11 protein-coding genes are annotated in these 12,480 nt (G+C 71.4%); 8 read left to right on the top strand and 3 right to left on the bottom strand.

All coding sequences use genetic code 11. From position 1 onward, the window contains the following. Positions 1–6: 6 nt before the first annotated feature. Entirely contained in the window at positions 7–2,448 is a 2,442-nt protein-coding gene (locus PWG71_RS17720; RefSeq protein ID WP_274810890.1) for an excinuclease ABC subunit UvrA, read from the top strand. 67 nt (positions 2,449–2,515) lie between these two features. Here the strand turns inward: PWG71_RS17720 and PWG71_RS17715 are convergent, their stop codons facing one another. From PWG71_RS17715 to PWG71_RS17705, 3 genes are read right to left on the bottom strand one after another with little or no spacing between them, the layout of a single operon-like run. Beyond that, on the bottom strand, positions 2,516–3,280 hold the full coding sequence (locus PWG71_RS17715; protein WP_274810889.1) for an ABC transporter permease: 765 nt from the start codon (positions 3,278–3,280) through the stop codon (positions 2,516–2,518). Positions 3,281–3,300: 20 nt separating this feature from the next. Further along, positions 3,301–4,287, bottom strand: a complete 987-nt coding sequence (locus tag PWG71_RS17710; RefSeq protein WP_274810888.1) for an ATP-binding cassette domain-containing protein — start codon at positions 4,285–4,287, stop codon at positions 3,301–3,303. A gap of 53 nt (positions 4,288–4,340) precedes the next feature. After that, a complete protein-coding gene (locus tag PWG71_RS17705) occupies positions 4,341–4,718 on the bottom strand; it encodes a hypothetical protein (protein WP_274810887.1) in 378 nt (125 codons plus the stop codon). Between the two features lie 270 nt (positions 4,719–4,988). Here PWG71_RS17705 and PWG71_RS17700 point away from each other — a divergent pair, with 270 nt between their 5' ends. The 7 genes from PWG71_RS17700 to PWG71_RS17670 are packed head-to-tail and all read left to right on the top strand — an operon-like array spanning position 4,989 to position 12,475. After that, positions 4,989–6,254: an ester cyclase gene (locus PWG71_RS17700; protein WP_274810885.1), complete on the top strand. Its 1,266-nt coding sequence runs from the start codon at positions 4,989–4,991 to the stop codon at positions 6,252–6,254. A 17-nt stretch (positions 6,255–6,271) separates the two neighbouring features. After that, entirely contained in the window at positions 6,272–7,750 is a 1,479-nt protein-coding gene (locus PWG71_RS17695; protein WP_274810884.1) for a Dyp-type peroxidase, read from the top strand. Positions 7,751–7,769: 19 nt separating this feature from the next. Beyond that, entirely contained in the window at positions 7,770–8,213 is a 444-nt protein-coding gene (locus PWG71_RS17690; protein ID WP_274810882.1) for an SRPBCC domain-containing protein, read from the top strand. Continuing rightward, positions 8,210–9,418, top strand: a complete 1,209-nt coding sequence (locus PWG71_RS17685) for an AarF/UbiB family protein (protein WP_274810880.1) — start codon at positions 8,210–8,212, stop codon at positions 9,416–9,418. Before PWG71_RS17690 ends, PWG71_RS17685 begins: the two co-directional genes overlap by 4 nt. A gap of 16 nt (positions 9,419–9,434) precedes the next feature. Then, the gene (locus PWG71_RS17680) at positions 9,435–10,793 is read left to right on the top strand and encodes a hypothetical protein (protein WP_274810879.1); all 1,359 of its coding nucleotides are present in this window, start codon (positions 9,435–9,437) and stop codon (positions 10,791–10,793) included. A 37-nt stretch (positions 10,794–10,830) separates the two neighbouring features. Next, positions 10,831–11,676 carry an SRPBCC family protein gene (locus PWG71_RS17675; RefSeq protein WP_274810878.1) on the top strand — a complete coding sequence of 282 codons (846 nt, stop codon included), beginning with the start codon at positions 10,831–10,833 and terminating at the stop codon, positions 11,674–11,676. Beyond that, entirely contained in the window at positions 11,666–12,475 is an 810-nt protein-coding gene (locus PWG71_RS17670) for a helix-turn-helix domain-containing protein (protein ID WP_274810877.1), read from the top strand. Before PWG71_RS17675 ends, PWG71_RS17670 begins: the two co-directional genes overlap by 11 nt. The last annotated feature ends 5 nt before the right edge of the window (positions 12,476–12,480 follow it).

The raw sequence follows: 12,480 nt of genomic DNA, 5'->3' as shown, positions 1-12,480 counted from the left end.
ACGCCCATGGCGGAGCCGATCGACCGTTCCCGGAACGCGCCCCCCGACCTGCTGCGGGTCCGCGGCGCGCGCGTGCACAACCTGCGCGACCTGGACGTCGACCTGCCGCACCGCGCGTTGGTGGTGGTGACCGGGGTTTCGGGCTCGGGCAAGAGCTCGTTGGTCCACGGGACGGTGTACGCCGAGGCCCAGCGACGGCACCTGCAACCGCTGTCGGCGTTCACCCGCCGGTTGGTGGGCGGCTCGATGCGCCCGGACGTGGACTCGGTCTCAGGGGTGTGCGCCTCGGTCGCGGTCGCCCAGACGCGGGCGGCGACCAACCCGCGGTCGACGGTGGGGACCGCCACGAACACGCACGACCATCTGCGGTCGCTGTTCGCGGTGTTGGGCTCCCCGGACGGCTCCGCGGACGTTCCGGAGATGACGGCCCGCGCGTTCTCGTTCAACTCGTCGGCGCACGCCTGCCCGACCTGTGAAGGGCTGGGCACCTCCCTTCACGGGGATCCCGCGCTGGTCGTGGACGATCCGTCCCGCTCCCTGCGGGACGGGGTCCTGCGCCCCTGGCGGGACCGGCGGACGACGGTGGAACACGAGTTGTCGCTGCGGTTCGCCGAGTCGTTGGGCGCGGATCCGGACCGCCCCTGGTCGTCGTTGGACCCCGGGGTGCGACACCGGATGCTGCACGAGAAGGGCGCCGAACTGCGGGCGGAACTCACCATTCGCGGCCAGGCGCGTGTGCGCGACACCCGGTACGTGGGAGTGCTGCCGTGGTTGGCCCTGTCCCTGCGCGACGCCTCGGGCGAGGCCGCTCGGGCGCGCGCCACCGCGTTCATGAGCACCTCGGTGTGCCCGGACTGCCGTGGCGGCCGCCTCTCGTCCGCGCAGTTGTCGGTGCTGGTGGCCGGCCGGAACATCGCCGACGTGTGCCGGATGGAGATCGCCGACGCGCTGGCGTGGACCGACGAGCTGGCGGCGACGACGGCGGGAGATCCGCGCGCCGCGCTGGGCGTCGCCGAGATCCGCGGTCGACTGGACGACCTGGTACGGGTGGGCGTGGGGTACCTGACCCTGGACCGTCCCGTGCCGACCCTGTCCGGCGGCGAGGCCCAACGGGTACGGCTGGCCACCCATCTGGGCATGGAGATGTTCGGCCTCATGTACGTGTTCGACGAGCCCTCCGCGGGTCTGCACCCGCGCGACACCGGCCGCCTGTTGGACGCCCTGCGCTCCCTGCGGGACCAGGGCAACACCGTGCTGGTGGTGGAGCACGACCTGGACGTGATCGCCGCGGCGGACTGGGTGATCGAGATCGGCCCCGGTCCGGGCGTCCACGGGGGGAGGTTGATCCACTCGGGTCCGGCGGCGGAGTTGGCGTCGGTCGCGGAGTCGGTGACGGCACCGTACCTGTCCGCCCCGAACGGCGAGGGAGCGCGGCCGCGGTCCGCGGAGGATCCGGGGTGGACCTTCGCCGAGTTCACCGGGGCGGAGGGCAACAACCTGCGCTCGGTGTCGGTGCGTTTCCCCATGAACGCCATGACCTGTGTGACCGGGGTGTCGGGAGCCGGCAAGAGCTCGTTGGTGACCCACGTGCTGGAACCGGCGCTGGCGGCCGCCGCCGGCGCCGACGACCGGCCCGCGCCGCGATGCTCCTCGGTGTCGGGTCTGGAGGGTGTGACCGGCCTGGTGACCGTCGGTCAGGCACCCATCGGCAGGACCCCCCGTTCCAACGCGGTCACCTATCTGGGGGTGTTCGACCGGCTGCGGAAGATGTTCGCGGCGACCCCGGAGGCCGCCGACGCCGGGCTCGGCCCGGGGGACTTCTCGTTCAACAACGCCGGTGGGCGTTGTCCCGCGTGCGAGGGGGCGGGGGTCGTGCAGGTGGAGATGTTCTTCCTGCCCGACGTGGAATTGCCCTGTGAGACCTGTGACGGGGCCCGGTTCTCACGGGAACCGCTGCGCGCCCGCGTGCGCGGGTTGAACATCTCCGAGGTGCTGGGGTTGACCGCCGAGCGCGCGGCCGAGGTGTTCTCCGACGTCAAGGGCGTGAGCGGACCGCTCCGGTCGCTGGTCGACGTGGGTTTGGGCTATCTCCTGCTGGGCCAACCGGCCACGACCCTGTCGGGTGGGGAGGCGCAGCGACTCAAACTCGCCCGGGAGTTGTCCGGTGACACGGTCCCCGGGACGGTGTACCTGCTGGACGAACCCACCTACGGGTTGCACGCGGCCGACGTCGCCCGTCTGAACACCGTGCTGCGCAGGCTCGTGGAGCGCGGGGGGACGGTCGTGGCGGTCACCCATCACGCGGCCGTCATGGTCGCCGCCGACTGGATCGTGGAACTCGGTGACGAGGGCGGGGCCGGGGGCGGCAAGGTGGTCTCCCAGGGTGTGCCGGCCCGGGTGGCCCGCCAGGACACGCACACCGGCCGCGTCCTGGCCCGATGGCTGTGACGTCTTCGCCCCCCGGGCACGGCGTCGTCCCGCCCCCGGGGGTCGGGGGCGGGACGACGGCCGGCGGTCACACCGGTGACCTGCGTATGGAGCGCACCCCGACGAAGAGCCCGAGGGCCGCCACGAGCACGGCCGCCACGACGCCCCATCCCACCTCGGCGGTGAGGATGTGCCCGGCGAACAGCGCCCGCTCCGCGTCGACCACGTAGGTGAGCGGGTTGAACGAGGCGACCGTCGCCAGCCAGCCGGGGCCGGCGTCGACCGGCAACAGGATGCCGGAGAGGATGAGCACGGGGAACAGCAGGGTCTGCTGGATGCCCCAGAAGGCCCACTCCTGGTGGCGCACGGCGATGGCCAACGCGTAGGACAGCGCGCCCAGGCCGATGCCGAGCACGCCGAGCAGGAGGACACCCAGGACGGTGCCGAGCGGATCGGACGAGAATCCGAACGGCATGGCCACCAGGACGATCACCAGGGCCTGGATCACCAGTGGCGCGAACTCCTTCAGGGCGCGGCCGATGAGCATGGATCCACGGGTCAGCGGGGTGACCAGAAGGCGTTCGTGGGCGCCGGTCTGGATCTCGGTGAGCAGGTTGGACCCCATGGTCGAGGTGCCGACGAGGCTGATCATCACCACGATGCCGGGCACGAACCACTGGAGCGCGTTCCCGCCGCCGAAGGCGGACTCGTCGACGGCTCCGGCGAGCAGCGGGCCGAACAGGCCCAGGAACACCAGCGGTTGGATGAGACTGACCACGAGGAAGAGCGGGCCGCGGATGATGGGGCGCAGCTCGCGGACCGTGACGGTCGCGATGTCGGAGAGGGATTTCATGGATCGGTCGCCTTCGGCCGTCACGCCGTCACCTCCGGTTCGCCGTGGTACCGGTCGCCTTCGCGCAGGGAGCGGCCGGTCAATTCGAGGAACACATCGTTGAGCGTGGGTTCGGTCAGGACGAGACGGCGCACGGTCGTCCCCTCGGCGTCCAGGGAGCGCAACAGCAGGGGGACGACGGTGTCGCCGCCGTCGACGCGCAGGTGCACGGTGGCGCCGTCGACGCCGACATCGCGGGCGGTCGTCGTGTCCTCGACGGTCTTGGCGGCGCGCACGGCCTCGTCGGCGGCGTCGAAGTCCAGGGCCACGCGGTGTCCGACGTGATCGCGCTTGAGACGGGCCGCGGTGTCGTCGGCGATGACGCGTCCGTGGTCGATGACCAGGACCCGTTCGGCGTGCTCGTCGGCCTCCTCCAGGTAGTGGGTGGTGAGCAGGATCGTGGTGTTGAAGGTCCGGCGCAGGCCGTCGACGTGCTCCCAGAGGTGGGCGCGATGGTGGGGGTCCAGCCCTGTCGTGGGTTCGTCGAGGAAGAGCATCGGCGGGCGCGGTACCAGGCCCAGGGCGATGTCGACCCGGCGGCGCTGACCGCCGGACAGTGAGCGGACGGGGCGGGTGAGGAGGTCGCCCAGTTCGAGGAGTTCCACCAGTTCGGCGACGTTGGCGCGGATGTCGGCCCGGGGCAGCCCGTAGGCGCGCCCCTGCGCGTGCAGTTCGTCGTCCACCCGCTGTTCGTGGGCCGCGCCGTTGCCCTGACCGACGAAACCGATCCTGCGGCGGACCCCCGTGGGGTCGGCGACCACGTCGATCCCGGCGACGGAGGCACTGCCGGAGGTGGGTGGGACCAGCCCGGTCAGGACGCGCAGAGCGGTCGATTTACCCGCACCGTTGGGTCCGAGCAGGGCCACCAGCTCCCCCTCCGCGACCGAGAAGGAGACGTCCTTCAGGGCGTCGACATGCTCGTTCCGGCGTACCCGGAACCGGCACCCCAGTCCCTTGACGCTGATCATGGTCCTCCAAACAATCGTGGGCGCGACACGTCGTACCGCGCACGGCGGAAAGGTCAGGCGCGCTTGATGCGGTTGGCCGACCAACCGTCGTCGAGGGACACGCCGTAGACCGCCTTCCAGCCGACCTCGACCGCCTCGTCCATGACGATGGTCCTGTTGAGCTCCCGTTTCGTACCGCCCTTGGGGTAGGAGAGCCAGACCACCGTCGTGTCGGGGACGTCGGGCAGCCGTTCGGTGAGGTTCTTGCGCAGTTCCTCCAAGGTGGTCGAGAAGAGGTGGAGCAGATCGGGTGCGGCCTCGGGCTCGTCGGTGACGGTCGCCGCGGCCGGTAGTTCACCGAGGATGTCGAGGTAGTCCTCCGGCGCGTTGTGCGCGACGACGACGAATCCCGGTTTGATCCCCAGTTTCGCGGCTCCGCTTTTCTCCGCCATGAATTCCTCCCATGTTTCGTTCCCCATATTGGTGCGCGAGTGCGCTCGATAAGGGGTGGCACCCGCACAGTACCCGGTGACCGACACGATACGCGGTGTACGTCTTCTCATGGATTGCTGACTTTCCTCCAAGCCTTTAGATAAGGCTCTGAACAGGCTTTTCTTCGCCTCCCTCAGCCCCGCAAGTTGAGAGAAGGAGCGTTCGACGGACCGGGCTTAATGTCAAGAAGAATCCCGGCTTGTCCCGAACGAGGCAGGGAAAGGAGCACCATGAGCGAGACGACCAGACCAGAAGTCGTGGACGGTATCCGGCGATGGGTGAGGGAGGTCTTCAACGAGCACCGCGTCGATCGCGTCGAAACGTTGAAGGTCGCCGACTACGTCGACTGGAACCCCTACCCGGGGCAGGACGTCGCCCTGAACGGGTTCAAAGGCGTGCTGGAGGAATTCCTGGAGTCGTTCCCGGACTTCCGTTACGACGTCGACGAGGAGCTGTTCGAAGGCGACAGCGTGGTGTGCGTCGGCAAGTGGTACGGCACCATGCAGAACGAGTTCATGGGGCTGCCGGCCTCGGGCGAACTCATCACCGCGCGGCGCACCGACGCGGTACGGTTCCACGGCGACAAGATGACCGAACGCTGGGGCGTGGGCAACGAGCTGCGGATGTTGCGCTTCCTCGGCGTCATCGGCACCGGCCCCGAGGTCACGGCGGTCGAGACCTTCGAGGAGACGGCGCGGGCGTACCTGGACGCCGTGCTGGGCCGGTTCGACCTGGCGGCCCTGGACGCCCTGGTGGACATCGACGCGGTGTCGGACGCGGCGGGCTCCCTGGTCCACCTGTGCGTCGTCGGCGCCTTGGACGGATACGCGGTCGACGTGGAGCGGCTGGGTATCGACGGCGACACGGCGACGGCCGAGGTGACCGTGCGCGGCACGTTCGCCAGGCCGATGTGGCGGACCGCGCCCACGGGCGCCGAGGTCGCGCTGCCGTTGACCGTCACGCTGCACGGTTCGGGCACGACCATCACGTCCGTGACCCTGGCCTACGACCTGGAGGCGATGGCCTCGGCTCTGGGCGCTCCGGAGGGCGAGGGCGTCGTCGAGGTCACCACTCCCACCGGCACCACCGGTGACGGCAAGTTCGTGCTGCGCGCGTTCGTCAACGAGGTCCTCAACGGACGCGACGTGTCGGCGGTGGGGCGGTTGATCGCCCCGGAAGCCACCGACCTGCACCAGGAGACCGTCACCATGGCGGCGTTCCTGCACGCCTTCCCGGACTACCGGTTCAGCGTGGAGCGCGTGATCATCGACGGTGACCGGGCGTCGCTGCTGGCCGCCTTCGCCGGCACGCACCGGAGGGCCCTGATGGGCCACGACGCGACGGGCACCGCCGCGATCACCCGGTCCATCGACGTCTTCACCGTCACCGACGGGCGCCTGTCGGACATCATCTACGGGTTCGACATGTACTCGTTGCTGACGCGCCTGGAGATCTTCCCCGAGAAGGGCCGCTACCCCGGCGTCGCGGCCGGTTGACCCGACCAGGGGAACATGTGGACGCGAAGATCGCGGACGGCCGCAGGACGGCCCGGGAACCCCTCCTGGACCTGAACGAGATCCAGGGCAACATCCTGGTGCCGTTCGGCGGCCCCGTCCAACACCACCTCTACCTGCGGCTGACCGGGAACCCTCACCGGTGGCTGGCGCGTGTCGTCCCCCGGGTCACCTCCACCAGGGCCCTCATGGACCTGCGGGCGGGGGGCGGTGGGGGGACCTCCGTCGGAGTGTCGTTCTCCGCCTCCGGGCTGCGGATGCTGGGACTGCGCCCCGACACCCTGTTGGACGTGCCCTTCCAGGACGGTCTGGCCGCTCGTTCGTCGTTGCTGGGCGACCCCGTGGATCCGGCCGACCCCGGACACGCGGGGAACTGGCCGGTGGGCGGACCCGGAACGACGGCGGACGCGCTCCTGGTGGTGCGCGCCGCCGACGACGGGGCCGCCGCCGCGCTGGCGGATCGGCTGACGGCCGGCCCGGGGGGACCGCGCGTCCTGCATCGGGACCGGTGCGCGTCGCTGGCCGGCGAGGGGCACCGGTACGAACGGGAGCACTTCGGCTACCGGGACCCGGTGTCCCAGCCCGCCGTCCGGGGGGTGGCCGCAGACACGGGGGAACCGTTGTCGCCGGTCACCGACCCCGAGCGGCCCGAGGAGGCCCTGCCGGGACAGCGACGGTTGTGGCCGGGCGAGTTCGTCTTCGGACACCCCGGGCAGGATCCGCTGCTGTCGGACACGCCCGGACCGGTGGTCTCGGGAGGACCGGATTGGACCGTCAACGGTTCCCTGTTGGTGACGCGGCGCTACCGCCAGGACGTCGACTCCTTCTTCGCCTTCGCCGATCGGGCCGCGGCCGAACTGGCCCGCAGGGGATTCCCGGGGTGGTCGCCGGACGCGATCTCGTCCCGGTTGTTCGGACGCTGGCGCGACGGGACCCCGGTGAGCCTGCGGCCGAACGGCCCCGATCCACGGGTGTCGTCCTGCCCGTTGTCGGACAACGACTTCGGGTTCACCGCCGAACGCGGCCCCGTGGACGACACCCGGGGCTGGCGCGTCCCGGTCGGCGCGCACATCCGCAAGGCCTACCCCCGTGACCACGAGACCGACCTGGAGACCACGGCCGCGATCGAGACGCACCGGCTGTTGCGCCGCGGCATGCCCTACGCCGATCGGGGGGAGCGGGGGATGGCGTTCGCCTGCTACCAGACATCGCTGGAACGGCAATTCGAGTTCGTCGTGCGCTCCTGGCTGAACAACCCCTACCAGCAGCACGAAGGCGACAACCACGACCCGATCGTCGGCCGGCCCCACCGCCCCCTGGGCGATCGGGTCCCGCGCGAGTTCGTCCTGCGCATGCCCTCCGGGGACTCCGAGGGGACCCTGGTGCGCCTGCCGATGCCGGAGCCCTTCACCGCCCCCCGCGGCGGTGGCTACTTCTTCACCCCCTCGCTGTCCGCCCTGCGGGCTCTGACCCGTTGACCCACCCAGGGAGAACACGATGACCGTCCCCCTGTCCCCCGTCTCCATGGACGTCGACGTCCCGTCCCGCACACTGGCCCTCTCCTTCCCCTTCGACACGGCGCCGGAGCGGGTCTGGTCCGCGCTGACCGACCTCGCGTCGGTCGGCGCCTGGCTCGCCCCGGCCGTCGCCGAGGGGACCGACAGGTACGTCCTGACCTTCGACCACGAGGGGCACGTCCACGACAAGGTCTTCGAGGTGGCCGAGTGCGTCCCGGGACGGACGCTGACCGGTGTGCTGCACGATCCGGGCCATCCCGACTCGGTGCTGAGCGCCCGGATCGGGAAGGGAACGTTCACGCTCACCCACACCGACGTGTCCGAGGCCCTCATCGAGGGGTACAGCGCCGGCTGGCCGTACTACCTGGGCAGACTGGCGGGCCTCCTGGCGGAGGACGACGGGGCGACGGGATCCGCGTCGTGAGGGGCACCGCCGCGCGCACGGTCGTCATCCTGGGCCGCTCGCTGTACGCCGGCGCCCGGTGCCTGCCCCATCTGGTGCGTCGGCGCTCGTCCCCCGAGACCGCGGAACGCTCCGACGAACGGGTGGGGAGACTGGTCTCCGACCTGTGCGCGGACCTGGGACCGGCGTTCGTGAAACTGGGTCAACTGGTGTCGACCCGGGAGGACCTGCTCCCCCGGGGGTTGTGCCGCGTCATGCGCGATCGCCTGGCGCTGGGGTACGGGCTCGAAGGCGCCCGCCGCGGCGGGCCCCGGCGCTCGGGCAGCATCGCCGTGGTGGAACGACGCACCGGCCCTTCGGGGGACCTCGCCGTGAAGACCTGCCGTCCCGGTGTCCGCGAACGGTTGGAGACGGATCTGGCCGTGGTGGAGGCGACGGCGCGTGCCGTGGCACGGCTGCCCTTCTGCCGGGGGATGCCCGTGGTGGCCCTGACCGAGGACTTCTGCGCCGTGGTGCGTCGGCAGACCGATCTGGCGGCCGAGCGCGCGGCGCTGGAACGGTTCGCCTCTCTGGAGGACCGTTATCCGGTGGTCTTCCCCCGCCCCGTGGGCGTGCCCGGGGACCGCGACACCCTGCTCATGGAGTGGATCCCCGGGCAGGAGGAGGGGGGCCGGCACCACCCGGGACCCCAGGGTGGCCGACTGCTGTTGACCCTGGTCTTCGAGATGCTCTTCACCACGGGCGAGATCCACTGTGACCTGCACCCCGGGAACTGGTGGTTCCTGGAGGACGGCCGTCTGGCCGTGGTCGACGGCGGTTTCACGTACACGCTGGACCGGGCGACCCAGGAGCACTTCACGGAGTTCTTCCTGGGCATGGCGGCGGGCAACGCCGAGGTCTGCGCCGACCACGCCCTGGCCGTGAGCATGGGACCGGTGTCGGCCGAGGACGAGAAGGGGTTCCGTCGTGAACTGGAGCGACTCATCACGGAGGTCCACGGGATGACGGCCGGGGCGTTCAGTCTGACCGCGTTCATCGCCGACTTCTTCATGATCCAGCGCCGCTACAACGCCTACTCGCGCACCTCGTTCGTCTTCCCGCTGGTGGCCCTGCTCGCGGTGGAGGGACAGGTCAAACGGATGTGCCCGGACCTCAACTTCCAGGCGGTGGCGCACCCGGTCATCCTGCGCGGCCTCCTGGCCCGCAACCGCAAGCCCGTCTGGTGAGCGGCGGAGCGCACAGGTGCCGACCTCCCTTCGGACGGGCCCCGCGCTCCAGGGCGGCGGCTCCCACACCGCCGACCTGGTGTTCCGTGAACGCGCCTCCGGCGAGCGCGCGTTCCGTCGCGTCCCCGCGCGCACCGAGTTCGACGTCGGCCCCCGGTACGTCCGCGTGCGCACCGGGCGGCGGTGGTCCCCCGGCGACGGCGACCGGCTCCTGGCCGCGCTGGCGTGGGCCGAACGGTGGCGCGCGCCGTTGGAGGTGGTCGGGGACGGTCTGCCCCTGGGCGGGGTCCTGGCCGCGGCCGTCGCCGAGCGGCCGTGGCTACGGGTGAGGGTGAGATCGAACGGCGACCGTCCGCACGGCCCGGTCGACGCCACCTCCTGGGAACCGGTCACGGCGCCCCGGTGGCGGCCTCCCGTTCCGGGACCGGTGGTGATCACCGGTGGTCTGGGCGGCATCGGCCTGCGGTCGGCACGGGAGTTCGCGGTGCTCGGCCACCCGGTGGTCCTGGTGGACCGGACGGACGAGGGGGGACTTCCTGCGGAACGGGCCGAGGCCCTGGCCTCGGTGCGCGCGACGGCGCCCACGACGGTGGTGCGCGCGGAGCTGGACGGGGTCGACGCCCACGCCGTGCTGCGGACCCTGTCCTCGCCCGCCGTCCACCTGGTGCACGCGGCGGGCGAACTGGGCTTGCGACGGTGGGACCGATTGTCGGGAACGATGCTGGACCGGGCCGCCCGACGGCGTGGGGAACAGCTGGAACGGTGGGTGCGGGCGGCGGCCCGGGGTCCGCTGGCGAGCGTGCTCGTGCCGGGGTCCACGGAGAGCCGGGCGGCGCACCGGGGGTTCGGCGCCTACGCCCTGTCCCACGCGTGCTCTCGGGCGGCCGTCCGAGAGTTGGCGGAGTCCTTCCCCCGGGTGACGTTCACCGTGGCGGAGTGGACGCTGTGGAGCGAGGTGGGCATGGCCGCGGGTGTCGCCGGCCCCGGTCTTCGCGCCGCCGGTTTCGCGATCGTCCCGCCGGCGTGGGGGGCGCGCACGCTCGTCCGACTCCTGGGGCGTTCGGGGACCGAGGGAGAGGCGGGGGTGTACGCGCTGGGCGGGCCGCGCCTGTCGACGTCCTCGGGGGCGGTCGCGGTGGTGGGAGGTGTCGGGGGCGCGGCCAACCTCGACCCGGCGGACCCGGGGTCCACGCTGAACCGTGTGCTCCGGGGATGTCTTCCCGGCATCGGACACGCGCGGGTGGAGGCTCCGAGCGGGCACGGTGGCCCTCGCACGGTGCGGGCCCTGGTCGGTCCGGACGGTGTGCGGCTGTGGTCGTCGGATCCGGCGGACTGGCGGCCCGACGGAGGGTACGAGGCCCTGGTGCCGTTCTAGGAACCGGTGGCGACGCGAGAGCGGAGAGGAGGTCGGTGTGGAGGCGATCGAACGCGCGGTGCCGATGCCCGCGCCCCCGGAGCGGTTGTGGCGGGCGATGAGCACCCCCGCCGCGGTGGGCGACTGGTTGGGCGGGCTGGGTCCGGACGGCGTGCCGCACGGGTCCGACGGCACTCACGGTACGTGGATTCTGACCACGCCCTCGGTGGAGTACGTCCGTCTCCGGGTCCGTGAGGTCGGTCCGGGGCGGTCCATCACCCTGGACTGGTCCGAGTTCGGTGTCGAGGCCCCGAGTCGGATCCGGGTGGCGGTGGAGACGGGACCGGCCGGTTCGCTCCTGCGGATCAGGGAGGAGTTCCCCCATGCGCGTTCTGTGCCCCGTGTGGCGCGGGAGGTCTTCTGGGACGACTGTGTCGAACGGCTCCGCTTCTACCTGGCCGCGGAGGAGGGAGGCCAGGCGCCACCGGGAATCCGCTCCATCTCCCTCGGGGTGCGCGTCCCCGTGGGGACCTGGTTGCCCCTGCACCGGCGGAACCTCTTCCGATGGTTGCCCGTGAGCGGACCGGGTTACCCGCCGACGGCGTTCTACGTGGTCGACGACGCGGGCCCCTGGCGTTTCCCCATCCGCCGGGTCGAGGACTACTTCGACGAACGGCTCAGTCTGTTCGTCGACGTGGGCGACGGGGTGACGCGCGCCGTGGTGCGGACCCACCACGACGGCACCGGGGTGGTGTTGTCGATCCATCACTCTCAGTGGCCGATCGTATCGGGGGCCGAGAGTAGGATGACCCGGCTGCGCGACGTCTTCGAGATCACCTGGCGAGCGAGTCTGGAACAGGCCGTGAGAGCGGCCGGCTCTGAAGGAGGACGACATGGCCGCTGATGGGACCGGCAAGGACAACCCCGCCCAGCGTGAGGCGGTGCTGGCGGCCGTGGGCGCCATCCGCGAGGACCCGGCCGCCCCGCACCTGCTGGCCGATCTCGCGTCCTCTGGTTTCTACAGTCAGTTCCACTTCCATCGGATCTTCGCCAGGCACACGGGGACCACTCCGGGACGTTTTCTGACGGCGTTGCGGATGCAGGAGGCCAAACGCCTGTTGGCGGAGACCTCCGAGACGGTGATGAGCATCAGCGATCGGATCGGGTACCAGAGCATCGGTTCCTTCACCACGCAGTTCACCCGCCTCGTGGGGGTCTCCCCGGGAAGGTTCCGGGAACTGGTGGACGTCCTGGCGGGATACCGCATCACCGAGCCCGACCTGGAGCGGGCCCGGGCCACGGGGAGCCGCAGGGTGGACTGCCGACTGACGCTGTCCGGCACGGCCGGGACGCCGCTCACCGATCGGATCTCGTTCGTGGGCCTGTTCGACTCGGGTCTGCCCCAGGGCGGGCTGTCGGGGTTCGGAATCGTGCAGGGGGCCGCGGGCACGCTGTTGGAACAGCGTCCGGCGGCGGGACGGTCGGAGATGTTCCTGATGTCGCTGCCCGCCCACTCCCCCCTGGTCGACCTGGCCGTGGGCGGCGACGAGGACATGCTGGTCAGCCGGGGACGCACGGCGGCCGGGAGCGGGACCGCCGCGCTGACCCTGAGAGCTCTCGACCCCTTGGACCCCCCGGTGGTGTCGGCCGCCCCGGCCGTCCACCTGCGCTCGTTCCTGGGCGGGTCCTCCCGTGGCCGGTGAACGAC

This window comes from Nocardiopsis sp. N85 (genome assembly GCF_028882275.1).
In the GTDB taxonomy this organism is placed as follows: domain Bacteria; phylum Actinomycetota; class Actinomycetes; order Streptosporangiales; family Streptosporangiaceae; genus Nocardiopsis; species Nocardiopsis lambiniae.
This window is presented reverse-complemented; position numbering and strand designations above follow the sequence as displayed.

Coding starts and splice junctions, on each gene's coding strand:
- PWG71_RS17710 (WP_274810888.1), bottom strand. CDS start 4,287: ATGATCAGCGTCAAGGGACTGGGGTGCCGGTTCCGGGTACGCCGGAAC.
- PWG71_RS17670 (WP_274810877.1), top strand. CDS start 11,666: ATGGCCGCTGATGGGACCGGCAAGGACAACCCCGCCCAGCGTGAGGCG.
- PWG71_RS17705 (WP_274810887.1), bottom strand. CDS start 4,718: ATGGCGGAGAAAAGCGGAGCCGCGAAACTGGGGATCAAACCGGGATTC.
- PWG71_RS17690 (WP_274810882.1), top strand. CDS start 7,770: ATGACCGTCCCCCTGTCCCCCGTCTCCATGGACGTCGACGTCCCGTCC.
- PWG71_RS17720 (WP_274810890.1), top strand. CDS start 7: ATGGCGGAGCCGATCGACCGTTCCCGGAACGCGCCCCCCGACCTGCTG.
- PWG71_RS17715 (WP_274810889.1), bottom strand. CDS start 3,280: ATGAAATCCCTCTCCGACATCGCGACCGTCACGGTCCGCGAGCTGCGC.
- PWG71_RS17700 (WP_274810885.1), top strand. CDS start 4,989: ATGAGCGAGACGACCAGACCAGAAGTCGTGGACGGTATCCGGCGATGG.